At 68.8% G+C, this 23558-nt stretch carries 26 protein-coding genes; 15 read left to right on the top strand and 11 right to left on the bottom strand.

Annotation, left to right across the window (positions count from 1 at the left end; genetic code table 11):
- Positions 1–25 precede the first annotated feature (25 nt).
- Both A5744_RS15070 and A5744_RS15065 read right to left on the bottom strand, forming a co-directional pair.
- Positions 26–382 (bottom strand): iron-sulfur cluster assembly accessory protein, encoded by a 357-nt coding sequence (locus A5744_RS15070; RefSeq protein WP_067920675.1) that lies wholly within the window; start codon positions 380–382, stop codon positions 26–28.
- Between the two features lie 72 nt (positions 383–454).
- On the bottom strand, positions 455–1531 hold the full coding sequence (locus tag A5744_RS15065; protein WP_076062423.1) for a glycerate kinase: 1077 nt from the start codon (positions 1529–1531) through the stop codon (positions 455–457).
- Between the two features lie 250 nt (positions 1532–1781).
- On the opposite strand from A5744_RS15065, the gene A5744_RS15060 reads away from it, so the two are divergent.
- Genes A5744_RS15060 through A5744_RS15045 form a run of 4 tightly spaced genes read left to right on the top strand, consistent with a single transcriptional unit; the run spans position 1782 to position 4779 of the window.
- Complete coding sequence (locus A5744_RS15060) at positions 1782–2414, top strand: DUF3043 domain-containing protein (protein WP_240563055.1); 633 nt, start codon at positions 1782–1784, stop codon at positions 2412–2414.
- A 27-nt stretch (positions 2415–2441) separates the two neighbouring features.
- A complete protein-coding gene (locus tag A5744_RS15055) occupies positions 2442–2990 on the top strand; it encodes a bifunctional adenosylcobinamide kinase/adenosylcobinamide-phosphate guanylyltransferase (protein WP_076062305.1) in 549 nt (182 codons plus the stop codon).
- Positions 2987–4048 carry a nicotinate-nucleotide--dimethylbenzimidazole phosphoribosyltransferase gene (gene cobT, locus A5744_RS15050; protein WP_170874502.1) on the top strand — a complete coding sequence of 354 codons (1062 nt, stop codon included), beginning with the start codon at positions 2987–2989 and terminating at the stop codon, positions 4046–4048. The genes A5744_RS15055 and cobT overlap by 4 nt, the downstream gene beginning before the upstream one ends.
- Complete coding sequence (locus tag A5744_RS15045) at positions 4045–4779, top strand: adenosylcobinamide-GDP ribazoletransferase (protein ID WP_076062301.1); 735 nt, start codon at positions 4045–4047, stop codon at positions 4777–4779. The genes cobT and A5744_RS15045 overlap by 4 nt, the downstream gene beginning before the upstream one ends.
- A 27-nt stretch (positions 4780–4806) precedes the next feature.
- Here the strand turns inward: A5744_RS15045 and A5744_RS15040 are convergent, their stop codons facing one another.
- Positions 4807–5913 carry a branched-chain amino acid aminotransferase gene (locus A5744_RS15040; RefSeq protein ID WP_076062300.1) on the bottom strand — a complete coding sequence of 369 codons (1107 nt, stop codon included), beginning with the start codon at positions 5911–5913 and terminating at the stop codon, positions 4807–4809.
- Between the two features lie 56 nt (positions 5914–5969).
- Positions 5970–7067, bottom strand: a complete 1098-nt coding sequence (gcvT, locus tag A5744_RS15035) for a glycine cleavage system aminomethyltransferase GcvT (RefSeq protein WP_076062298.1) — start codon at positions 7065–7067, stop codon at positions 5970–5972.
- A 45-nt stretch (positions 7068–7112) separates the two neighbouring features.
- Here gcvT and A5744_RS15030 point away from each other — a divergent pair, with 45 nt between their 5' ends.
- The 3 genes from A5744_RS15030 to A5744_RS15020 all read left to right on the top strand — a co-directional run bounded on the left by A5744_RS15030 (position 7113) and on the right by A5744_RS15020 (position 10319).
- Positions 7113–8237, top strand: coding sequence for an adenylate/guanylate cyclase domain-containing protein (locus tag A5744_RS15030; protein ID WP_076062296.1), 1125 nt, complete (start codon positions 7113–7115; stop codon positions 8235–8237).
- An 11-nt stretch (positions 8238–8248) separates the two neighbouring features.
- The gene (locus tag A5744_RS15025) at positions 8249–9784 is read left to right on the top strand and encodes a leucyl aminopeptidase (RefSeq protein ID WP_076062294.1); all 1536 of its coding nucleotides are present in this window, start codon (positions 8249–8251) and stop codon (positions 9782–9784) included.
- Between the two features lie 190 nt (positions 9785–9974).
- Positions 9975–10319 carry an aminopeptidase gene (locus A5744_RS15020; RefSeq protein WP_076062292.1) on the top strand — a complete coding sequence of 115 codons (345 nt, stop codon included), beginning with the start codon at positions 9975–9977 and terminating at the stop codon, positions 10317–10319.
- A 7-nt stretch (positions 10320–10326) separates the two neighbouring features.
- Here A5744_RS15020 and A5744_RS15015 read toward each other — a convergent pair whose 3' ends face one another.
- Complete coding sequence (locus tag A5744_RS15015) at positions 10327–12105, bottom strand: SDR family oxidoreductase (RefSeq protein WP_076062290.1); 1779 nt, start codon at positions 12103–12105, stop codon at positions 10327–10329.
- A gap of 207 nt (positions 12106–12312) precedes the next feature.
- Here A5744_RS15015 and sucB point away from each other — a divergent pair, with 207 nt between their 5' ends.
- Genes sucB through A5744_RS14990 form a run of 5 tightly spaced genes read left to right on the top strand, consistent with a single transcriptional unit; the run spans position 12313 to position 17555 of the window.
- Complete coding sequence (sucB, locus tag A5744_RS15010) at positions 12313–14124, top strand: 2-oxoglutarate dehydrogenase, E2 component, dihydrolipoamide succinyltransferase (RefSeq protein ID WP_076062289.1); 1812 nt, start codon at positions 12313–12315, stop codon at positions 14122–14124.
- A gap of 4 nt (positions 14125–14128) precedes the next feature.
- Entirely contained in the window at positions 14129–15052 is a 924-nt protein-coding gene (locus tag A5744_RS15005; protein ID WP_076062287.1) for a TIGR01777 family oxidoreductase, read from the top strand.
- A gap of 58 nt (positions 15053–15110) precedes the next feature.
- The gene (gene lipB, locus A5744_RS15000; protein WP_170874501.1) at positions 15111–15818 is read left to right on the top strand and encodes a lipoyl(octanoyl) transferase LipB; all 708 of its coding nucleotides are present in this window, start codon (positions 15111–15113) and stop codon (positions 15816–15818) included.
- A complete protein-coding gene (gene lipA / locus A5744_RS14995; protein WP_076062285.1) occupies positions 15818–16771 on the top strand; it encodes a lipoyl synthase in 954 nt (317 codons plus the stop codon). The genes lipB and lipA overlap by 1 nt, the downstream gene beginning before the upstream one ends.
- A 31-nt stretch (positions 16772–16802) precedes the next feature.
- Positions 16803–17555: a DUF4191 domain-containing protein gene (locus A5744_RS14990; RefSeq protein ID WP_076062283.1), complete on the top strand. Its 753-nt coding sequence runs from the start codon at positions 16803–16805 to the stop codon at positions 17553–17555.
- A gap of 10 nt (positions 17556–17565) precedes the next feature.
- On the opposite strand, the gene A5744_RS14985 is transcribed toward A5744_RS14990, so the two are convergent.
- The gene (locus tag A5744_RS14985; protein ID WP_076062281.1) at positions 17566–17991 is read right to left on the bottom strand and encodes an RDD family protein; all 426 of its coding nucleotides are present in this window, start codon (positions 17989–17991) and stop codon (positions 17566–17568) included.
- 226 nt (positions 17992–18217) lie between these two features.
- Here A5744_RS14985 and glnA point away from each other — a divergent pair, with 226 nt between their 5' ends.
- Together glnA and A5744_RS14975 are read left to right on the top strand one after the other, a co-directional pair.
- Entirely contained in the window at positions 18218–19654 is a 1437-nt protein-coding gene (glnA, locus tag A5744_RS14980) for a type I glutamate--ammonia ligase (protein WP_076062279.1), read from the top strand.
- 175 nt (positions 19655–19829) lie between these two features.
- Positions 19830–20204, top strand: a complete 375-nt coding sequence (locus A5744_RS14975; RefSeq protein WP_240563053.1) for a hypothetical protein — start codon at positions 19830–19832, stop codon at positions 20202–20204.
- 16 nt (positions 20205–20220) lie between these two features.
- Here A5744_RS14975 and A5744_RS14970 read toward each other — a convergent pair whose 3' ends face one another.
- From A5744_RS14970 to A5744_RS14955, 4 genes are all read right to left on the bottom strand, one after another.
- Positions 20221–20439, bottom strand: coding sequence for a hypothetical protein (locus A5744_RS14970; protein WP_139329532.1), 219 nt, complete (start codon positions 20437–20439; stop codon positions 20221–20223).
- A gap of 15 nt (positions 20440–20454) precedes the next feature.
- Complete coding sequence (locus A5744_RS14965) at positions 20455–21321, bottom strand: phytanoyl-CoA dioxygenase family protein (RefSeq protein WP_076062273.1); 867 nt, start codon at positions 21319–21321, stop codon at positions 20455–20457.
- Positions 21322–21340: 19 nt separating this feature from the next.
- The gene (locus tag A5744_RS14960; protein ID WP_083679303.1) at positions 21341–22609 is read right to left on the bottom strand and encodes a hypothetical protein; all 1269 of its coding nucleotides are present in this window, start codon (positions 22607–22609) and stop codon (positions 21341–21343) included.
- A 179-nt stretch (positions 22610–22788) separates the two neighbouring features.
- Entirely contained in the window at positions 22789–23160 is a 372-nt protein-coding gene (locus tag A5744_RS14955) for a hypothetical protein (protein ID WP_240563052.1), read from the bottom strand.
- A 7-nt stretch (positions 23161–23167) separates the two neighbouring features.
- On the opposite strand from A5744_RS14955, the gene A5744_RS25075 reads away from it, so the two are divergent.
- Positions 23168–23305 carry a hypothetical protein gene (locus A5744_RS25075; RefSeq protein WP_240563051.1) on the top strand — a complete coding sequence of 46 codons (138 nt, stop codon included), beginning with the start codon at positions 23168–23170 and terminating at the stop codon, positions 23303–23305.
- Positions 23306–23332: 27 nt separating this feature from the next.
- On the opposite strand, the gene A5744_RS14950 is transcribed toward A5744_RS25075, so the two are convergent.
- A complete protein-coding gene (locus A5744_RS14950; protein WP_076062269.1) occupies positions 23333–23551 on the bottom strand; it encodes a hypothetical protein in 219 nt (72 codons plus the stop codon).
- Between the last annotated feature and the right edge of the window lie 7 nt (positions 23552–23558).

The following is a 23558-nucleotide window of genomic DNA, read 5'->3' as shown; positions in this document are numbered from 1 at the left end:
CGGCCGGACGGTCAGTTCAAGCGGCTCAGTTGAACGAGTCCCCGCAGGCGCACGAACCCGTGGCGTTGGGGTTGTCGATGGTGAAGCCCTGCTTCTCGATGGTGTCGACGAAGTCGATGGAGGCGCCTTCCACGTACGGCGCGCTCATCCGGTCCACGGTCAACGTCACACCACCGAAGTCGGCGGTCAGATCGCCGTCCAGGGTGCGGTCGTCAAAGAAGAGGTTGTAGCGCAGCCCGGCGCATCCACCCGGCTGAACCGCGATACGCAGCGCCAGGTCGTCACGTCCCTCCTGGTCCAGCAGGGACTTCGCCTTGGTGGCGGCGGCCTCGGTCAGGATCACGCCGTGGGTCTTGGCGCTCGACTCGTTCTGCACCGTCATTGCTTCTCCTACATGCCTCATTGTTTGGGTGGGTCAGCCGCGATCGGAGACCACGCGGGGAAACTCACTCCCTCAACGGTACCTTGCGGGACCGCTATTCCCGAGTCGCTCGGCCACCTCCGACGCCAACCCCATGAGCTGATTCGCCGCGTCGGCCAGCGCCAGCCGCACCGATCCGGCGTGGTCGGCGATCGACAAGGCGGCCATGATGCCCGCCGATCGCACCGTCGATTTCTCCAAATCGACCTGGCCGGCGAGCACGATCACCGGAATGCCCAGCGGGCGGGCCCTACCGGCGAGCCAGCCGACGACCTTTCCGTGCAGGGATTGCTCGTCGAACCGGCCTTCACCGGTGACGATCAGCTCGGCGGTCTCGAGGTCGTCGGCCAGGTTGGTGTGCTCGGCGATGATGTCCGCGCCGGACTCGCTGCGGCCGCCCAGCGCCAGCAGCGCGGCGCCGATGCCGCCGGCGGCGCCCGCGCCCGGCTCGGAGCTCACATCACGGCCGGCCACCGCTTCGAGTTCCAGCGCCCACGCCTCGAGGCGGACTTCGAGCGCCGCGACGGTCGCGGTGTCCGCGCCCTTCTGCGGCCCGAACATCCTGGCGGCTCCCCACGGGCCCAACAGCGGATATTCGGTGTCCGAGGCGGCGATCAGCTCCACGTCGGCCAGTTGCTGCCGCGCGACCTCCAGGCCGCCCAGCTCGGCGACGAGGCCCTGCCCGCCGTCGGTGGACGCGCTGCCGCCCAGCCCGACCACGATCCGCCTGGGCGCGGCGCCCAGCGCCTCGGCGATGAGCTGGCCGACTCCCCTACTGTGGGCCGCCATCGCGGTCTCCGGCGAAGGTGGAACGCCCAGCAACGCCAGACCGCACGCCTGCGCGCACTCCAGGTACGCGGTTGCCGAGCCGCGATCGAACACCCACTCGGCGTCGACCGGGGCGTTCAGCGGCCCGGATACCCGCGCTCGCCGCTTCTCGCCGAGCCGGCTGGCCAGCACGTCGATGAAGCCCGGTCCGCCGTCGGACTGAGGGGCGACGATGAAGCGGTCCCCCGGACGCGACCGGGTCCAGCCCGTGGCGATGGCAGCAGCCGCCTCGACGGCCGTGAGGCTGTCGCCGTAGCAATCCGGGGCCACCAGGACCTGCATGGCCGGCAGCTGGAGGCGACCGGGTGCGAGGCCAGCGGCAGCATCATCCGAGGCCATCGAGCCGTCGTCCATCACAGGCAGCCATTCATCAGAGGTAAGCGTAGGTGCATCGGCGTGCTGGAGCATGAATTATCACGACGCCGTCCGGGGCCATTTCGGCGCGGACGGCCCGCGAAGTAACCTGGCGACTGTGAAGTTGCTGGGCCGCAAGAAAACCCATGAAGAGGACCTCGACGGGGGTTCGGCGGAGCTGGTCGCGCCCGAGCCGGCCGATCCCGCCGAAACCGCGGCCCGGGGGTCGCGCAAGACCGGTCCAAAGGGTCGGCCGACGCCCAAGCGCACCGATGCCCGACGCAGCAGCCGCAAGGGTCCGGTCGCGCCGGCTCCGATGACCGCCGCCGAGGCGCGGGCCCGGCGCAAATCGCTGGCCGGCCCGAAACTGTCCCGCGAGGAGCGCAGGGCCGAACGAGCCGTGAGCCGGGCAAGGATGTCGGATCGCCGGGAGCGCATGATGGCCGGCGAAGAGGCCTACCTGCTGCCGCGCGATCAGGGACCGGTGCGCCGGTACGTGCGCGACGTGGTGGATTCCCGGCGTAACTTCCTGGGGCTGTTCATGCCGTCCACGCTGGCGTTGCTGTTCATCATGTTCGGTGTCCCGCAACTGCAGCTCTACATCTCTCCGGCGATGCTGGTCCTGATGGCCGTGATGAGCGTCGACGGGCTGATCCTGGGCCGCAAGGTCAACAAGCTCGTCGACGTCAAGTTCCCGAACAACACCGAAAGCCGTTGGAAGCTAGGGCTTTACGCCGCCAGCCGGGCCTCCCAAATGCGCCGGATGCGGACGCCCCGGCCCCAAGTCAAGCACGGCAGCAGTGTCGATTGACCTTCGCCTGAAAGCCGTCTGACCCCGGTGCGCACCCTGGTGCTCGGCGGGATCAGGTCGGGCAAATCCCGGTGGGCCGAGGAGGCCATCGCCTCGTCGCTGGCGCCCGGTCGGCCGGTCCGCTACCTGGCCCCCGGGCCCGCCGGGCACGCCGACGAGGCGTGGGCACGCCGCGTCGCGCAGCACCGCGACCGTCGTCCCGCGCATTGGTCGACGATCGAAACCGACGACATCACAACCCAATTGCGGGGGTCGCCGGACACCCCGACGCTCGTCGACGACCTCGGCGCCTGGCTCACCGGCACGCTGGACCGCCATCATGCGTGGGAGAACGGGTCGGCGGCGACGGCGGTCGCGGAGACGATCGACGACATGGTCGCCGCGATCGGCGCGTTCGGATCGACGCTGGTGCTCGTCAGCCCGGAGGTCGGGCTGACCGTGGTGCCGGCCACCGCGTCGGGCCGGCGCTTCGCCGACGAACTGGGCAACCTCAACCAGCGCCTGGCCGCGTTGTGTGACCACGTCGTGCTGGTGGTCGCCGGCCAGGCGGTCCCGATCAAACCGCCGGGAACGTGATGGAATTCACTGCGATTTCGCCGCCCGACGCCGCCGCCGCGGCCGCCGCCCGCGCGCGGCAGGACACGCTGACCAAGCCGCGGGGCGCGCTGGGCCGACTCGAGGACCTGTCGGTCTGGGTCTGCTCGTGCCAGGGGCAATGCCCGCCGCGCCAGTTCGAGCGCGCGCGGGTGGTGGTGTTCGCCGGCGACCACGGTGTCGCCCGCTCCGGCGTGTCGGCCTACCCGCCGGAAGTGACCGCCCAGATGGTCGCCAACATCGACGCGGGCGGGGCGGCGATCAACGTGCTGGCCGATGTCGCCGGGGCGACCGTGCGCGTCGCCGACCTGGCGGTGGACGCCGACTCGCTCTCGGAACGCATCGGCGGCCACAAAGTGCGGCGCGGCAGCGGCGATATCGCCGTCGAGGACGCGCTGACGGACGAGGAGACCGCCCGGGCGATCGCGGCCGGGCGGTCTATCGCCGACGAGGAAGTCGACGCCGGGGCCGACATGCTGATCGCCGGTGACATGGGAATCGGAAACACCACTGCGGCAGCGGTTTTGGTGGCGGCGCTGACGAATGCCGAGCCGGTTGCGGTGGTCGGCTTCGGGACCGGGGTCGACGACGCCGGCTGGTCACGCAAGACCGCCGCGGTTCGCGACGCCCTGTTTCGGACCCAGCGGGTGCTGCCCGACCCGGTCGGGCTGCTGCGCTGCTGCGGCGGCGCGGACCTGGCCGCGATGGCGGGCTTTTGCGCGCAGGCCGCGGTGCGGCGCACGCCGCTGCTGCTGGACGGGATGGCGGTGACCGCCGCCGCGTTGGTGGCCGAGCGCCTGGCGCCGGGCGCCAGGCACTGGTGGCAGGCCGGTCACCGGTCCACCGAGCCGGGGCACGCGCTGGCCTTGGCGGCTCTCGAGCTGGACCCGATTCTGGATCTGCGCATGCGGCTCGGCGAGGGCACCGGCGCTACCGCGGCGCTGCCGCTGCTGCGCGGCGCGGTGGCCGCGCTGTCGTCGATGGCGACGTTCACCGACGCCGGTGTGTCCACGCGCTCCGATGGTGCTCCCCCGCCGTGATGCGTTCGCTGGCAACGGCTTTCGCGTTCGGCACGGTTGCGCCGCGCGTCGGGGCGGGGCCGATGGGCCGCGGCGCCATGACCGCGCTTCCGGTGGTCGGCGTCGCGCTGGGTGGGCTGGCCGCGGCGGTCACGTGGGGCGGCGCGCACGCTTTCGGCGCGTCCAGCCCGCTGCCCGGGCTGCTCGCGGTGGCGGCGCTGCTGCTGGCCACCCGCGGCCTGCACATCGACGGTGTGGCCGACACGGCCGACGGGCTGGGCTGTTACGGGCCGGCGCCGCGCGCACTGGCGGTGATGCGCGACGGATCGACCGGACCGTTCGGCGTGGCCGCCGTCGTGCTCGTGATCACGTTGCAGGGCCTGGCATTTGCCTCGCTCGGTGCCGCCGCGATCGTGGTGGCCGTCGCGGCGGGCCGCGTCACCGTGGTGCTGGCCTGCCGGCGGTCCGTGCCCGCGGCCGAGGGCAGCGCGCTGGGGGCGCGGGTTGCGGGAACGCAGCCCGCGCCGGTGGTGGCGGCCTGGCTCGCGGTGTTGCTCGTCGCGTCGCTGGCGGCGGGCCCGCGGCCGTGGCAGGGCCCGGTCGCGGTGCTGCTGGCGGTGTGCTGCGGCGCGGCGCTGGTGGCGCACTGCGTGCGCCGCTTCGGCGGCATCACCGGCGACGTGTTGGGGGCGGCCATCGAATTGACGACGACGGTCAGCGCCGTGGCGCTGGCGGCATTGGTGCGGTTCTAGCGGGCCGGGCGGGTCGCGCTAAGGAAGTCAGCCCAGCCGCGACATCCAGCCGTGGGTGTCGGCGAAGGTGCCGCGCTGTATCCCGGTCAGCGTGTCGCGCAGCGCCATCGTCACTTCCCCGGGCTGGCCGTCGGCGATGCTGAACTCGGCATCGCCGTACTTCACCTGCGAGACCGGGGTGATGACGGCCGCGGTGCCGCAGGCAAACACCTCGGTGATCTCCCCCGCGGCGGCCTTCTTCTGCCACTCGTCGATATCGATCTTGCGTTCCTCGACCGCGAATCCGGCGTCAATGGCCAACTGCAGCAACGAATCCCGTGTTATCCCGGGCAGCAGCGACCCGGACAGCTCGGGGGTGACCAGCCGCGCCGATCCGCCGCTGCCCAGCACGAAGAATAGGTTCATGCCGCCCATCTCTTCGACAAAGCGACGCTCCACGGCGTCGAGCCAGACGACTTGGTCGCAGCTGTTCTCCGCGGCCTGGGCCTGAGCCAGCAGCGAGGCGGCATAGTTGCCGCCGAACTTGGCCGCCCCGGTGCCGCCGGGGCAGGCCCGCACGTATTCGGTCGACACCCAGACGGTGACCGGGCTGATGCCGCCCTTGAAATAGGCGCCGGCCGGCGACGCGATCAGCAGGTAGCGGTACAGCTTGGCCGGCCGCACCCCCAGCCCCGACTCCGTCGCGAAGATGAACGGCCGCAGATACAGTGCCTCTTCGCCGCCGGCCCGGGGCACCCATGCATTGTCGACGGCGACGAGTTGGCGCAGGGATTCGAGGAACAGCTCGTCGGGCAGCTCGGGAATCGCCAGCCGCCGCGCCGACGAGCGCATCCTGGCCGCGTTGGCGTCGGGGCGAAACGACACGATCGAACCGTCCGCCCACCGATAGGCCTTGAGTCCCTCGAACACCTCTTGCGCGTAGTGCAGCACGATCGCGGACGGGTCCAGCTGGATCGGGCCGTACGGGATGACCCGCGCGTTGTGCCAACCTTGGTCCTCGGCGTAGTCGATCGAGACCATGTGGTCGGTGAAGTATTTGCCGAAACCAGGGTCGGCCAGAATCGCCGCACGTTCGGCGTCGCTCGCCGGATTCGACGTGCGCATCACCGTGAACTCACGCGAGCCGCTGGTCATGGCGCCGATTGTATCCCTGCGCGCGAACGGGTTTTTGCCACGGGAACGCCTGCCGGCTAACGAGTTTTGACGGCGACGAAGGGCGGACGCACGACTTCGCACTCAGCCGCGCGGCCTCGGATGTCGACGGTGATTTGCTGGCCGTCTTCGATTCCCGCGTCAGTGTCGATCAGCGCGAGCGCGATGCCGGCCTGCAGCGTCGGCGAGAATGTGCCCGACGTGGTGATCCCGACCGGCGCCTCGTGAGCGAGCACCGTCAGCCCGGGACGCAACACCCCGCGACCGACCATCCGCAGCCCGCGCAGCAGCCGTCGCGGCCCGGCTTCCTTTTCGGCCAGCAGCGCGTCGCGGCCGAAGAACGCGTCCTTCTTCCATCCGATCGCCCAGCCGCATCGGGCTTGCAGCGGCGAGATGTCGAGCGAAAGTTCGTGCCCATGCAGCGGGTAGCCCATCTCGGTGCGAAGCGTGTCGCGGGCGCCCAGCCCGGCGGGCTCGCCGCCGGCGGACTTGACCGCCGCCGCCAGCGCGTCGAACACCACGCCCGCGGAATCCCAGGCCGGCAGCAGTTCGTAGCCATGCTCGCCCGTGTATCCCGTGCGGCACACGCGCACCGGCACACCGGAGAAGGCGGCGTCGGCGTAACCCATGTAGTCCATGTCGGTCGGCAGCCCCAGCTCGCCGAGCACGTCGGCGGATCGCGGGCCCTGCACCGCCAGCACCGCATACGAGCGATGCTCGTTGCTGATGGTCACCCCGGCGGGTGCGGCCGCCCGCAGCGCGTCGACCACCGCGGCGGTGTTGGCGGCGTTGGGCACCAGGAAGATTTCGTCGTCGTCGACGTAATAGGCAATCAGGTCGTCGATGACACCGCCGGATTCGGTGCAGCACAACGTGTATTGGGCCTTGCCCGGGCCGATGCGGCCCAAATCGTTGGTGAGGGCGGAGTTGACGAACTTCGCCGCGCCCGGCCCGCGCACCAGCGCCTTGCCGAGGTGACTGACGTCGAACAGGCCGACGGAGTTTCGGGTGGCGTTGTGTTCGCTGACGGTGCCGGCATACGACACCGGCATGAGCCAGCCGCTGAACTCGGCGAAGCTGGCACCCAATTCGCGGTGGCGGTCTTCCAGCGGTCCGTGCTGCGGGTCGTCGCTCACGGCGTCTCACCCTAATCGAGCGGTATTGCTGGCACACTTGGGTAGGTGTCCGATCACCTGGACTTCGACGCGCTCGAGGCCGCCGGAATCGCGAACCCGCGCGAGCGAACCGACCTGATCAAGTACCTCGATGGACTGGGCTTCAGCGTCGAGGAGATGGTCGAGGCCGAGCGCCGCGGCAGGCTGTTCGGGCTCGCCGGTGACGCCCTGTCGTGGTCGGGACGCCCCATCTACACCGTGCAGGCCGCGGCCGAGAAGCTCGGTTTGTCGGCCGACGACGTGGCGCAGGCGTGGGGTTTGCTCGGTTTGACCATCGCCGGTCCCGACGTTCCGGTGCTGAGCGAGGCCGACGTCGACGCCCTGTCGACGTGGGTCGGGCTGAAGGCGGTGGTGGGCGAGGACGGGGCGTTCGGCCTGCTGCGGGTGCTCGGCGCCGCGATGGCCCGCCTCGCGGAGGCCGAGGGGACGATGATCCGCGCCGGGACGCCGGACATCCAGATGAACTACACCCACGACGAGCTCGCCACGGCGCAGGCCTACCGCGCGGTCGCCGAGTTCATCCCTCGCATCGGCGCCCTGATCGACGTCGTCCACCGTCACCACTTGATCAGTGCCCGAACGTATTTCGAGGGCGTCCTGCTCGGCACGTCGGCGAGCGTGATCTGCGGCGTCGGTTTTGCGGATCTGTCCGGTTTCACCGCGTTGACCCAAGCGCTCACGCCGGCGCAATTGTCGCTGCTACTCACCGAATTCGGCGGCACCGTCGCCGACGTGGTGCATGCCGACGGCGGGCGGCTGGTGAAGTTCATTGGCGACGAGGTGATGTGGGTCAGCGCGTCGCCCGAGCAGCTGGTCACGGCGGCGGTCGATCTTGTCGAGCATCCGCGGGCGCGCGAGGAGGGCCTGCACGTTCGTGCCGGCCTTGCCTACGGCAGCGTGCTGGCCACCAACGGGGACTACTTCGGCAACCCGGTCAACCTGGCCGCGCGCTTGGTCGCCGCGGCGGCGCCCCGGCAGATCCTCGCCGACTCGGCGCTGCACGACGAGTTGCCGGATTGGCCCGCGGTCGCCCACCCTCCGCTGACGCTCAAGGGTTTTGACGAGCCGGTCACCGCCTTCGAGTTGCGCGCTAAGGGCGGTGCCGGCCCCGGGCCCGGTCCCGGTGACTAGGGTGATTGCCCGTGACCACCGAACCGAGTTACCAATCCCCGTCCGTCCAGGTCGCCACGTCGCTGCCGAAACGTGGCGCGGGTTCTTCGGTGTTGGTTGTGCCGGTCGTCTCGACCGGCGACGAAGACCGGCCGGGGGCCGTCGTTACCGCGGCCGAGGCGTTCCTGTCCGCCGCCGCGATCGCCGAGATCGAGGCCGGCCTGCGGGCGCTTGAGGCCACCGGCGGCAGTGATCAGGTGCACCGCCTGGTGGTGCCGTCGCTGCCGGTGGCCAGCGTGCTCACGGTCGGCCTGGGCAAGCCGCGATCGGAGTGGCCCGCGGACACGATCCGTCGCGCGGCCGGCACGGCGGCGCGCGCGCTGAACAGCGCCGAGGCCGCAATCACCACGCTGAGCGAATTGGATCTGGAGGCAGCCGTCGAGGGGCTGCTCCTGGGCAGCTACCGATTCACCGCTTTCCGCAGCGACAAGACCGCGCCGAAGGACCAAGGCCTGCGCAAGATCACCGTGCTGTCCAGTGCCAAGGGCGCCAAATCCCAGGCGGCCCATGCCGCGGCCGTCGCGACCGCGGTCGCGACCGCCCGCGATCTGGTCAACACCCCGCCGAGCCACCTCTTCCCCGCCGAATTCGCCAAGCGCGCAAGGGCTTTGGGCGAGTCCGCGGGCCTGGAGGTCGAGGTTCTCGACGACAAGGCGTTGCAGAAGGGCGGCTACGGCGGGGTGATCGGCGTCGGCCAGGGCTCGTCGCGCCCGCCTCGGCTGGTGCGGCTGATCCACCGGGGTTCGCGGCTGGCCAAAAAGCCGAAGCAGGCCAAGAAGGTGGCGCTGGTGGGTAAGGGCGTCACCTTCGACACCGGCGGCATTTCGATCAAGCCTGCCGCGTCGATGCATTACATGACCTCGGATATGGGCGGGGCGGCCGCGGTCATCGCGACCGTCACGCTGGCCGCGCAGCTCGAATTGCCGATCGACGTGATCGCGACCGTCCCGATGGCCGAGAACATGCCGTCGGCGACCGCGCAGCGCCCCGGCGACGTGTTGACGCAATACGGCGGTACGACGGTCGAGGTGCTCAACACCGACGCCGAGGGCCGGCTCATCCTGGCCGACGCCATCGTCCGCGCGTGCGAGGACAATCCCGACTATCTGATCGAAACCTCGACCCTCACCGGCGCCCAGACCGTGGCGCTGGGCGCACGCATCCCCGGAGTGATGGGCAGCGACGAGTTCCGCGACCGGGTCGCGGCGATCTCGCAGCGGGTCGGCGAGAACGGCTGGCCCATGCCGCTGCCCGACGAGCTCAAAGACGACCTGAAGTCCACCGTTGCCGACCTTGCCAACATCAGCGGGCAGCGCTTCGCCGGCATGCTGGTGGCCGGCGTGTTCCTTCGCGAATTCGTCGCGGACGGAGTGGCGTGGGCGCACATCGACGTGGCCGGCCCGGCCTATAACACCGGCAGCCCATGGGGATACACGCCCAAGGGAGCCACCGGCGTTCCCACCCGGACGATGTTCGCGGTGCTGGCCGACATAGCGGAAAGTGGCTAGCAGAAAACGGCTAGCTGAAACGGGCTCGCGCTAAACGGCTAGCGGAAAACGGCCATAGCACCCACGTTCGGCGATAGTTGCCACCGAAGGCAATTGGGCCGCGTCGCGCAACCGATGAGCAAATTTCTGTTTAGCCATGCGGCGCAGCGGATAACCCTCTCACGGGTCGGTGTTCGACAGGAGGCAAACTGTGACTGCGCGACGGTTGATCATGGCGCTGGGCGCCGTGCTTTTGCTGGCCGGTGTCATCGGGCTGCTCGTGCCGGTGTCGGTGTCTGACAGCAGCGGCACATCCATTTCATGCGGCAACGGAATTGCCCCGGATTCCTCCGCGGCACGCAACGCCAACGACAAGAACGGGGCGAACATCCCGATCCTCAACCAGGTCCTCCCGCACACCGACTTTGTGGCGCAATGCAATTCGGCGGTGCACGGTCGGCAAATGTGGGCCATCCCGCTGGCGGTTATCGGGATCCTCGGGATCGGCGGCGCGCTGCTGGTATCACGCGGTCCTCGAGCGGCAACCGGCCCGTGAGCGCGGTCTAGATCACCCGCATCCGGGCGGTGCTGCGCAGCGCCTGCGGCAGTACCCTCGAAATGCCGTAGAGCGCATAGGCTTCCGGTGCGACGGGGCGGATCGGTTTGTTCTTCTTGACCGATGACAAGATTGCGTTGGCGACCTTGTCAGGCCCGTAGTGGCGCAGCGCAAACATCTTGCCCAGCTGGCCCCGCCGGCCGTCGACATCCTCCTCTTGCTTTCCGGCGGGCGCGTCGAACCGGGTGGTGTTGATGATGTTGGTGTCGATCACCCCGGGGCAGATGGTGGTCAAGCCGACACCGGCGGCGTCGAGTTCGGCCCGCAGGCAGTCGGAGAACATGTAACTCGCGGCCTTGGACGTGCAATAAGCACTCAGCGACTGCAGCGGTGCGTAGGCGGCCATCGACGACACGTTAACGATGTGCCCGCCGGTGCCGCGCTCGACCAGGCGCCGCCCAAACGACCGGCAGCCGTTCACGACGCCGCCGAGGTTGACGTCCAGGACCCGGTCGAATTGCTCGGCCGGGGTGTCCAGGAAGTTGCCCGCCTGCCCGATGCCGGCGTTGTTGACCACGATGTCGGGCACGCCGTGGTCGGCGCTGACCCGCGCGGCGAAGGCCTCGACCGCCTCAGTGTCGGACACGTCGAGCACGTAGGGGTGGGCGACGCCGCCCCGCGAGGCGATCTGGGCCGCGGTTTCCTTGACGGCCGCCTCGTCGATGTCGCTGACGACCACCTCGGCGCCCTCGCGCGCGAAGGCGAAGGCGGTCTCGCGCCCAATGCCGCTGCCCGCGCCGGTGACCGCGACCAGCATGTCGCCGAAGTACTCGCGCGGACGCCCGACTTGGGCGCGCAGCAGCGCGCGGCTGGGTTGCTTGCCCTCGGCCAGGTCGGCGAAGTCATGCACCGCGGCGGCCATCACCTGCGGGTGCGACATCGGTGAAAAGTGACCGGCCTTGATGTCGCGTCGCCACAGCCGTGGCACCCAGCGCGCGGTCTCGTCGTAGGAGTAGGGCCGCACGTACTTGTCCTGGGTGTTGACGATCAGCTGCACCGGTACGTCGACGATGTGGATGGCCTCGCGGCGTTTGGCAAACGAGCGAAAGTAGTTGGCGGGATACGTTTTAACCGACTGGGCGGCGTCGCGGGCCAGGTTCTCGGAATGGTGGATCAGCTCGTCGGGGATGTTGTCGACCACGTTGCGCCGCAGCGCGGGGACCGACATCGTCAGCCGCAGGAACAACGGCGCCAGCACCGGGATCGAAAGAAACACCATGTAGCTGAAGCGCAACGTCTGGCTGATCGCGCGCGCAAACCTGCGCGGCCGCCACGGTCGCCGCAGGCCGCTGAAGATGTAGTCGACCAATTGCTCATGGCTCGGACCCGACACCGAGGTGAACGAAGCGACCCGATCACCGGCACCGGGTCGTTTCAAGTACTCCCACACCCCCACCGATCCCCAGTCGTGGGCCAGCACGTGGACCGGGCTGCCGGGGCTCAGCTCACCGGTCACCGCGGCGAAGTCGTCGGCGAACCGGTCCATGGTGTACGCCGAAACCGGCTTGGGCACCGACGACAGCCCGACTCCGCGGTTGTCGTAGCGGATGACCCGGAAGCGCTCGGCCAGGTGCGGGACGACGCCGTCCCACAGCACATGCGAGTCGGGAAAGCCGTGCACCAGCACGACGGGCGGCCCGTCGGGGTTGCCTTCTTCGTAGACCGCGATGCGTGCGCCGTCCGCGCTGTCGACGAACCGCTGGGGTACCTGTTGAATTGCCGGCATCGGACCTCCCCGCTTTTACTGGCAGTGGCCACACCGTAGCAAGCGGGCCGGGGCTGACCTGGCGCCGAGCGCGGTCCGCCCTGGATGTGTGCCGGTGCCGGAGCAATGACAGGATAGTTTCGAAACTTGGCCTCCACGCCGCCTACACCGCGGTGTGGTAAGCCAGATGTCGACCTGCGCCGACAACCGATCGAGGAGTCAATAGAGATGGCCTTCTCCGTGCAGATGCCGGCCCTCGGTGAGAGCGTCACCGAGGGAACGGTCACGCGCTGGCTCAAGCAGGAAGGCGATACGGTCGAGCTCGACGAGCCGCTGGTCGAGGTGTCGACCGACAAGGTCGACACCGAAATCCCGTCGCCCGCCGCGGGTGTGCTGACCAAGATCATTGCCCAGGAGGACGACACCGTCGAGGTTGGCGGCGACCTGGCGGTGATCGGCGACGCCGGCGAGCAAACCCAGGGCCAGCCCGAAACCCAGCCCGAGGCCCAACCCGAAGCCGAAGCAGAACCCGAAGCCCAAGCAGAACCCGAAGCGCCCAGCCAACCCGAGCCGCAGGCCGAGCCGGAACCCCAGGCCCAGCCGGAACCCGAACCCGCGGCGGCGGCTCCCAAAGCGCCCAGCGGCGACTCGGGTGACGGGCAGGCGGTACTGATGCCCGAGCTCGGCGAGTCGGTGACCGAGGGCACCGTGACTCGGTGGCTGAAGAAGGTCGGCGATTCCGTGCAGGTGGACGAGCCGCTGGTGGAAGTGTCCACCGACAAGGTGGACACGGAGATCCCGTCGCCGGTGGCCGGCGTGTTGGTCAGCATCACCGCCGACGAGGACGCCACGGTCCCGGTGGGCGGCGAGTTGGCGCGGATTGGCGTCGGGACCGAGGATCGCGCCCCGGCGGCGCCCGCTCCCGCTCCCCAACCCGAACCCAAGCCCGAGCCCGAGCCGAAACCCGAACCGAAGCCTGAACCCGCCGCCAAGCCGGCCCCCGCACCGGAGCCCAAGCCCCAACCTGCGCCGCCGCCGAAAGCCGAGCCCGCCGCTCCCCAGCGGCCGGCGGCGGAGACCTCAACCGACGGCGTCCCGTACGTCACCCCGCTGGTACGAAAACTGGCCAGCGAGAACAACATCGACCTCGCCGAGGTCACGGGCACCGGCGTGGGCGGGCGTATCCGCAAGCAGGACGTGCTGGCCGCCGCCGAGAAGAAGGAAGAGGCGCAGAAGGCGCCCGCCCCGGCCGCGGCGGCCCCCGCCGCCGCACCGGCCGCACCCGCCGCGCCCACTCCGGCGCCCGCGCTGGCACACCTGCGCGGCACCACGCAAAAGGCCAGCCGGATCCGCCAGCTCACCGCGGCCAAGACCCGCGAATCCCTACAGGCGACAGCGCAACTCACCCAGACCCACGAGGTCGACATGACCAGGATCGTCGGGTTGCGGGCCAGGGCCAAGGCCGCGTTCGCCGAGCGCGAGGGCGTGAACCTGACGTTCCTGCCTTTCATCGCCAAGGCCGTGATCGATGCGCTGAAGATTCACCCCAACATCAACGCCAGCTACAACGAGGACACCAAGGAGATCACCTACTACGACGCCGAGCACCTGGGCTTCGCCGTCGACACCGATCAGGGCCTGCTCTCCCCCGTGATCCACAACGCCGGTGACCTGTCGCTGGCCGGGCTGGCGCGGGCAATCGCCGACATCGCCGCCCGCGCCCGGTCGAGCAACCTGAAACCCGACGAGTTGTCCGGTGGCACCTTCACGATCACCAACATCGGCAGCCAGGGAGCCTTGTTCGACACCCCGATCCTGGTCCCGCCGCAGGCGGCCATGCTGGGCACCGGCGCCATCGTCAAACGCCCGCGCGTGGTCGTCGACGAAAGCGGCAACGAGTCGATCGGCGTGCGCTCGGTGTGCTATCTCCCGTTGACCTATGACCACCGGCTGATCGACGGCGCGGACGCCGGACGTTTCCTCACCACGATCAAACACCGGCTCGAAGAGGGAGCGTTCGAGGCAGACCTCGGGTTGTGACGACGTGTCCCGAGCTGGTCATCACGCCGTCATCGCGATAGCGGGGTCGTCCGGCCTGATCGGCTCGGCCCTGGCGGCGGCGCTGCGCGCAGCCGATCACACGGTGCTGCGCATCGTGCGCCGCACACCGGCGAATTCCGAAGAACTGCACTGGAATCCGGAAAGCGGCGAGTTCGATGTCGACGCGCTCACCGACGTCGACGCCGTCGTCAACCTCTGCGGGGTCAACGTCGGCCAGCGCCGGTGGTCGGGCGCCTTCAAGCAGAGCTTGCGCGACAGCCGGATCGCCCCCACCGAGGTGCTGGCCAACGCGGTCGTCGACGCCGGGGTCGAAACGCTGGTCAATGCCAGCGCGGTCGGTTTCTACGGCGACACCAAGGACCGAGTGGTCGACGAAAACGACCGTGCCGGAACGGGTTTCCTGGCCCAGCTGTGCGAAGACTGGGAAGCCGCCACGCTGCCGGCCCAATACGGCGGCGTCCGGGTTGTGCTGGCCCGCACCGGCCTGGTGCTGGCCCGCGCGGGCGGTGCGCTGCGCCGGATGCGGCCACTGTTCTCGGCCGGGCTCGGTGCCCGGCTGGGTAGCGGCCGCCAATACATGTCGTGGATCAGTCTCGAGGACGAGGTGCGGGCGCTGCTGTTCGCCATCTCAAACCCAACCCTGTCCGGCCCGGTGAACATGACCGGGCCGGCGCCCGTCACCAACGCCGAATTCACCACCGCCTTCGGCCGCGCGGTCAACCGCCCAACGCCGTTGCTGTTGCCCGGTTTCGCGGTCCGGGCCGCGCTCGGCGAATTCGCCGACGAGGGACTGCTGATCGGTCAGCGGGCCATCCCGGCCGTGCTGGAGCGCGCCGGTTTCCAGTTCCATCACAACACCATCGGCGAAGCGCTCGGCTACGCCACCGCCCGGCGTGAGCGCGATTGAGCCACATCACCCGACCGTCGCGTCGCAAACCGCACCGGGCCCGAGTACCGTCACGAGCGTGATGGATTCCATCCGGTCGACGCCGACCGCGATCGACGTCCGCCAGCTGGGCACGGTCGACTACCGCACCGCCTGGCAGCTGCAGCGCGACCTGGCCGACGCCAGGGTCGCCGGGGGCCCGGACACGCTGCTGCTGCTCGAGCACCCGTCGGTCTACACCGCCGGGCGCCGGACCGAGCCGCACGAACGACCGGTCAGCGACGCTCGCGTCGCAGATGTCATAGACACAGACCGCGGCGGCAAGATCACCTGGCACGGCCCGGGACAGTTGGTCGGCTACCCGATCATCAGGCTGGCCGAACCGCTCGACGTCGTCAATTACGTTCGGCGCCTTGAGGAATCGCTCATCATGGTGTGCGGCAACCTCGGTCTGGACACGAGCCGAATCGAGGGCAGGTCCGGGGTGTGGGTACCCGCCGGCGGCGGCCGGCCCGCACGCAAGGTCGCCGCCATCGGGGTGCGGGTGGCGCGCGCAACCACCCTGCACGGCTTCGCGCTCAACTGCGACTGCGATCTCAACGCGTTCAAGGCCATCGTGCCGTGCGGCATCAGCGATGCCGGCGTGACGTCGCTGTCCGCCGAACTCGGCCGCACGGTCACCGTCGACGACGTCCGGGAAGCGGTCGCCGAAGCCGTCTGCCACGCGCTGGACGGGCGCCTCGCCCTTACCTGGCGACCAACCCCCGCCCGCGTAGCATCGACATAGTGAGCTCGCCTAAGTCTGTGGCGCCCGAAGGGCGCAAGTTGCTGCGCCTCGAAGTGCGCAACGCGCAGACCCCGATCGAGCGCAAACCGCCGTGGATCAAGACCCGGGCCCGGATGGGACCCGAGTACACCGAGCTGAAGAGCCTGGTCCGGCGGGAGGGCCTGCACACGGTCTGCGAAGAGGCCGGCTGCCCCAACATCTTCGAATGCTGGGAGGACCGCGAGGCCACCTTCCTGATCGGCGGTGACCAGTGCACGCGCCGGTGCGACTTCTGCCAGATCGACACCGGAAAGCCCGCGCCGCTGGACCGCGACGAGCCCCGCCGCGTCGCCGAAAGCGTGCACACGATGGGGCTGCGCTACGCCACCGTCACCGGCGTCGCCCGCGACGACCTGGACGACGGCGGGGCGTGGCTGTACGCCGAAACCGTGCGCGCCATCAAGGAATTGAACCCGTCGACCGGCGTCGAGCTGTTGATCCCAGACTTCAACGGCGAGCCCGCGCGACTCGCGGAGGTCTTCGAGTCGCGCCCAGAAGTGTTGGCGCACAACGTCGAAACCGTGCCCCGGATCTTCAAACGGATTCGGCCCGCCTTCACCTACCAGCGCAGCCTTTCGGTGCTCACCGCGGCGCGCGACGCCGGCCTGGTCACCAAGAGCAACCTCATCCTCGGCCTCGGCGAAACGCCCGACGAAGTGCGCACCGCCCTGGCCGACCTGCGCGCCGCCGGCTGCGACATCGTCACCATCACCCAGTACCTGCGGCCGTCGACGCGTCACCATCCGGTCGAGCGCTGGGTGCGGCCCGAGGAGTTCGTCGAGTTCGCGGGGCACGCCGAGGGGCTGGGATTCTCCGGGGTGCTGGCCGGGCCGCTGGTGCGGTCGTCGTACCGGGCGGGCCGCCTCTACGAGCAGGCCGCACGCACCCGGGCCTCGGGCGCCTCGGCACGCTAGCCGACTCCCCACGTACGTATCCTTGGTGACTATGGCTAAACCCCGCACTGCCGCCGAGAACAAGGCCGCCAGGGCGCAGGCGCAGGCCGCGCGCAAAGCGGCCGCGCGGGAGCGCCGCTCCCAGTTGTGGCAGGCGTTCAACATTCAGCGCCGGGAGGACAAGCGCCTGCTGCCGTACATGATCGGCGCGTTCGTGCTGATCGTGGGCGCCTCGGTGGCGGCTGGCATCCTGGTCGGTGGATTCACCATGATCAGCCTGATCCTGCTCGGCGTGGTGCTGGGCGGCTTGGTCACCTTCATCATCTTCAGCCGCCGCGCGCAGCGATCGATCTACCGCAAAGCCGAAGGTCAAACCGGCGCCGCGGCGTGGGTGCTGGACAATCTGCGCGGCAAGTGGCGGGTAACCCCGGGCGTTGCCGCGACGGGTCACTTCGACGCCGTGCACCGGGTTCTCGGCCGGCCCGGCGTCATCTTGGTCGGCGAGGGAGCGGCGGCCCGGGTCAAACCGCTCGTGGCCCAGGAGAAAAAGCGCACCGCTCGACTGGTCGGCGACGTGCCGATCTACGACATCATCGTCGGCACCGGCGAGGGCGAGATTCCGCTGGGCAAGCTGGAGCGCCACCTGACCCGGCTTCCGGCCAACATCACGGTCAAGCAGATGGACAACCTGGAGTCGCGGTTGGCGGCGCTGGGAACGCGTGCCGGTGCCGCCGTCATGCCGAAGGGGCCGCTGCCGAACGCCGGCAAGATGCGCGGCGTGCAGCGCACCGTGCGCCGCAAATAGCCCTGCGGTTTCAGCGCCGCACGACGGCCGTGCCGGTCACCCGATCCTGCAGCCCGCGGCCGTCCCAGTCGGTGAACAACGGCGGGACCACTAACCCGACCAGGAGCCCCCGCGCCACCAGCCGGCCCAGCCCCAGCCGGCCGTCAAGAGCCACCACGCCCAGCCCCAGCACCAACTGCCCCGGTGTGAAACCGAACAGGCGGACGGCGACGACGCCGAGCACCAACCAAACGACCAGCACCGACGTCGCCAACATCTCCTTGGAGATGACACCGAAACCCATCGCCAGGGCCGCCAGGCCGTAGGAGATCAGCCAGTCGATGAGCAGCGCCACCAGCCGACGTCCCATCGGCGCCAGCGATCCCGGCCCGCGTTCGGGCAGCCCGAGCGCCTCGCCGGGATAGGCCGGGCGCGATCCCGGTGTCCCCGCCGTCATCGGCCGGCCGTCTCGGTCCGAAAAGAGGACGGCCCGACGCTGCGCCGCGGGGCGAGACCAGTTACGATCTTGCGGTCCATGGGCCCCACAATAGAACCCGACCTGTGCTCCGCTTTCTGTCGTGGGACGCGTGGTCACGTAACCTCCGTGCAACACGTGGTTGACGGGTGGGCAATATCGTCTCCATAGCGTCAGGCCGCGGATTACCAAGGTAAAGGAGCATTCAGTGACGGAAAAGACGCCCGACGACGTCTTCAAACTCGCCAAGGACGAGGACGTCGAATTTGTCGACGTCCGGTTCTGTGACCTGCCCGGCATCATGCAGCACTTCACGATTCCGATTTCGTTCTTCGACGAGAGCGTCTTCGAGGATGGTTTGGCCTTCGACGGCTCGTCGATTCGCGGGTTCCAGTCGATCCACGAATCCGACATGCTGCTCCTCCCCGATCCGGCGACCGCGCGCATCGACCTGTTCACCGAAGCCAAGACGCTGAACCTCAACTTCTTCGTCCACGACCCGTTCACCCTCGAGCCCTACTCGCGCGACCCCCGCAACATCGCGCGTAAGGCGGAGAACTACCTGATCAGTACCGGCGTCGCCGACACCGCGTACTTCGGCGCGGAGGCGGAGTTCTACATCTTCGACTCGGTGAGCTTCGACTCGCGCACCAATGGCTCCTTCTACGAGGTGGACGCGATCTCGGGGTGGTGGAACACCGGCGCTCCCAACGAAACCGACGGGAGCCCCAACCGCGGTTACAAGGTCCGCCCCAAGGGTGGGTATTTCCCCGTTGCCCCGGTCGACCACTACGTCGACCTGCGCAGCCGGATGCTGCACAACCTGATCGCGTCGGGCTTCAGCCTGGAGAAGGGCCACCACGAGGTGGGTAGCGGCGGCCAGGCCGAGATCAACTACAAGTTCAACACGCTGCTGCATGCGGCCGACGACATGCAGCTGTACAAGTACATCGTCAAGAACACCGCGTGGCAGGCGGGCAAGACAGTCACCTTCATGCCGAAGCCGCTGTTCGGCGACAACGGCTCGGGCATGCACACGCACCAGTCGCTGTGGAAGGACGGCAGCCCGCTGATGTACGACGAGACGGGCTACGCCGGTCTGTCGGACACCGCACGCCACTACATCGGTGGACTGCTGCACCACGCGCCCTCGCTGCTGGCGTTCACCAACCCGACGGTGAACTCCTACAAGCGGCTGGTTCCGGGCTTCGAGGCGCCGATCAACCTGGTGTACAGCCAGCGCAACCGTTCGGCGTGTGTCCGCATCCCCATCACCGGCAGCAACCCGAAGGCCAAGCGGCTGGAATTCCGTTGCCCCGACTCGTCGGGCAACCCGTACCTGGCGTTCTCGGCGATGCTGATGGCCGGCCTGGACGGCATCAAGAACAAGATCGAGCCGCAGGCCCCGGTCGACAAGGACCTCTACGAGCTGCCGCCCGAAGAGGCCGCCAACATCCCGCAGGCGCCCACGCAGCTGTCCGCGGTGATCGACCGGCTGGAAGAGGACCACGAATACCTCACCGAGGGAGGGGTTTTCACGCCCGACCTGATCGAGACGTGGATCAGCTTCAAGCGCGAGAACGAGATCCTGCCGGTCCAGATCCGGCCGCACCCCTACGAATTCTCGCTGTACTTCGACGTCTAGAGACGTGTAAATCCGCGAAACCCCTGACCCGCGGCCCAGCCACGGGTCAGGGGTCCGCGAGAACTTGGGATCGGTAGCAGCGCGGGCGGTGTCCACTTGCTTCGAGTCCGACTACGGGCCGAAATGAAGCAAAGGGACCACCATGAATGCCGGCTCGGAGAATAATCCCAGGTTAGTGAAGCGAACGATCGTCGGCTTATCGACCGCGGCGCTGCTGTGGGGCGGCGTCGCGGGCGTGGTGGCGATGAGCGCCGGAACCGCCCAGGCCCAGCCCGGTCCCGTGCCGCTGGATAACCACGCCTGGCCGGGCTGCCCCGATGACCATCCCGCGGGGCCATGCCGCTGGTGCCCCGGGATGGCGCCGGTGCACACCGGAAATCAGCGCGTCAACCCAGTCATTTGGGACAACAACGTCTGCCACACCTACTGGTATGTCACGCCTGGGCAGGGAAATGTTGCTCAAAACATTTTCGAGGGCGACAGTCCGCCGCCACCGCCGCCGGCACCACCCGGCCTCAAATTCTGCCCAATCCCCCCTTGGTGTCCGTGATCTAGCGGTAGCGGTGTCAGCCGCAAAGTTGGCCCAGCTGTCCGTGATTGGAGCTCGCATCGCACTGGGTCTGCTCGCGTCTGGTGATGTAATCGCTGATGCAATCCTGGTAGGCAGCGGGATTGGTGATGCCGGCACAGGGGTCGTCGCCGGCGTGTGCTTGTGCCGGCGGAATGCCGACGGGCGCCAGCGCTACGGCTGCTCCCGCCAACACGGTCAATATTGCCCTCTTCATGGTTTTTCCTTTTTCTCACGGGCCCTCCGGGTCCGGTTCCAACAGCCGCAGTGGGTGCAGGCCGTCGACCGCGCCCACGAAGGGCGGGTGGATGCTGTAGCCCAGCATGCGGCGGAGGTCATCGGAGACGTTGCGAGCGATGTCGCGCGATATGGACAGCGTGAAGGCTTCCATTGGCCGCAGCCACGGTTGGCAGTACTGCGCGGTGACCGCAAGGCGCTCCCGATCACTGTTGTTGGCTCCCCCGCCGTGCCACAGGGTGCCCACGAAGAAGACGCACGAGCCGGCGGGCATGACGACCGGTAGCGCGTGATCGCCCGGGCCGGGCCGGCGCTTGCCCCAGCGGTGGCTGCCGGGGTATAGGACCGTGGCGCCGTTGTCGGCGGTGAAATCGTCGATCGCCCAAATCGTTGCCGCCGCCAGCGGTGCCCGTGGCCGCGGGATCGGGTAGAAGCCGTCGTCATGGTGAGCCAGCTGCGCGGCCTCGCCGGGCTGAATGTTGATGGCCTGCAACGCCGAAAGTAGATAGTTGGGCATCAGCAGCCGGTCGAGCACGGCGAGTACCTGGGGATGATCGACGAGGCGATCGCACACCCGGGTCCTGCTCAGCACGCTGTAGATGCGCTGGGTGCGACGGCCCTCGAACGAGTTGCGTCCGGTGTGCCTGAGCCACGGCCGCACGACCTCGCGGATCTGTGCGCACTCCTCGGAACTGAGCAGGTTCTCCCAGATGACGTAGCCGTCGCGCTCGAGTGCCGCCATGTCGGCCTCGGCAAGCGACCCGTCGACCGTGCTCCCGCCGGTTGGTGTCCGCTTGTACCGTTGCGCGAGATCTCCCCTGAGATCCTCCAGCGTGGTCACGGAGTCGTCGTCGAGGTTCATCGGTCCTGGCCCTTCGTTCCTAGGGGCCCGCGGTCGGCTCCGCGCTGCGCCTGCGGCGGTTGATCACCCAGGCGACGAGGCCCACGACCAACGCGAAGCCCCCGAACCGAAGCGGAATGGGCCACCAGGGCTCGCTGGGCTGGGCGGGTGCGTCGTGTTGAGAGGTCAACGCCACCAGGTAGCTGCCGTTGTCGGTGGGACCGACGCCGGGCAGTGACTGCGTCTTGGTCACCTTGATCTGGGCGCTGCTGCCGGGATCGTTGATTTGACCCCAGGCCAACGTGGTGTCGTCGAGCAGGAAGGTGTCCTGGCTGCCCGCGGGTTGGCTGGCGTCGTGCCCGACCAGCACCACCTGGCCGACCTGCACGGTCTGGGCGGCGGCGGGGACAGCCACCGAGACGTCCTGGTACACCTCCGGCGCGGGTGGCGTGTAGCTCGGCGGCGGCGGACCGCCCCAGCCGTCCGGTGGTATCCACGCCCCGCCGTAGAAACTGCCCGACGCCACATAGCTGTCGCCGACCGCGGTGAACGGGAACAGGCCCGCGGTGGCGACGTCGAGCACGACGCGGCCGCCGGCTGGCACGTACGCCTCCCGGGCGGCGCCGTTGTAAGTGAAGCGGAAGGTCATCGCCTGGTTGAGCGGGTTGTACAGGCTCGGGCGGTGGTAGGTGTCGTAGTCGAGGTAGTCCCAGTGCCGCGGGCGGGCCAGCGTCTGGTTGTCGGCCTTGACGACGTCAATGTTGCCGCCGTGGGCGTTGACCACGTTTTGCACCTGGCGGTTGAAGTCCACCAGCTGTTGCATCTGGTGCGCGGTGCCGGGATTGACCCTGGTCGCCGGGGCGTCCTTGGCGGCGGCGATCGCCTGCGGCGACGCCTCCAGACCCTTTGGCGGTGTCACCACCGCCGCGCCTCCCGGCACGCCGGTGTTGGGCGGGATCTTCGGGGTCTGGACGGCTGCTGTGGTCGGGGGCGCCGGGCTTGGCGGAACAACCTCCGGGGTAGGCACCGGCGGCACATTCACCGGCACGGGGGGCGCCGGGGCCGCCGGAAGCGGTACCGGCACCCTGCTCGGCGGCGCCTGGGCCGGGCGGGGCGGCGGGTCTTCGCTACACACGCCCCCGTTCGACGTGTGGTAAGCGCCAACCAGAAACTGGCAGTACTGGCAGCGTCCGGGGTCCGCCCCGGCGCCGGCACACGGCGCCGCCTGCGCCACACCTGGCGCGGTGGCTATCACCGAGAACGGGGCGAACGCCAAGACGGCTGCCACCGCAATCCCGAGTGCTTTCATCGTGTGACCTTCCGGGAACCGCACCGGCTGGGAGGGCTGCTACCACCGAGAGTTGTGGTGCGGACGGGTAGCGGCGGTTTTACCGCTACTTCAACCAGTGTCGCACTTTTGTTTTCCGGAATTGAGCTGGACCACGCCGCAATGCCCCGAGGATTCGAACGGGACGCCGTCTCGTCAGTTCATCGGCCGCCGCGGCCGCAGTCGGTGTTGGTGGGCTGTGATGGCCATGCGCAGGCGTCGACGTCGGTCGTGCCGCCGTAGCCGCCACCGGCGAACACGCCGTAGGCGTTGCCGTTGATGCCGGTGATGGTCGCGCCGCCGCCTCCGCCGCTGCCACCTGCACTCTGGACGGACACTGACCATTGCATGCCTTCGAGCGCAGCCTTGTACACACTCATCACATCCTTCGGCGATCCGTTGACGAAGAAATGCAGATGGATGCCGTTGTCGTGTATCGCGTCGGGACCGTCGGTCCTCGTGGCGTTGGCCGGTGTGGGGATCAGCGATTTCAGGTCCCCGCCCGTGCTGGCGGTCGTCGTAGCTTGTGACACGGAGGCCGTGGCCGTCTTGGACGCCGTCGTCGTCGTGGCCGTGCTGGAATTCGGCGAACTGCTGCACCCGGCCAAGGCCAAACCCATGGCGATCGCCGCGACACCGGTTTGGTATTTCATGATCCCTCCGATCGTCCTTGGATGACGCGAACTATGTTGTGGGGCAAAGTAATTAGGGGTTTTGGCAGCCCATTATCCCGCGTGACATCTTGACGGGCTGTCCTTCGGCCATCTCGACGACCTCTAGCCAACCACCGGGAGCTACATAGTGCCTGCTGACATCCTGGCGCTGCATTCGGATCAGTAACACGCCCGCGTCGGTGATCTCGAAGCTGTCGAACACGCCATAGTCCCGCGGCACACCGTTTTTGAACACCACCGTGAATGACATGGGTCCG

It is taken from the genome of Mycobacterium sp. IS-1264 (assembly GCF_001954195.1).
Classification (GTDB): Bacteria; Actinomycetota; Actinomycetes; order Mycobacteriales; family Mycobacteriaceae; genus Mycobacterium.
Note: the sequence above shows the minus strand (reverse complement) of the source record. Positions and strands in the feature narration are given on the sequence as shown.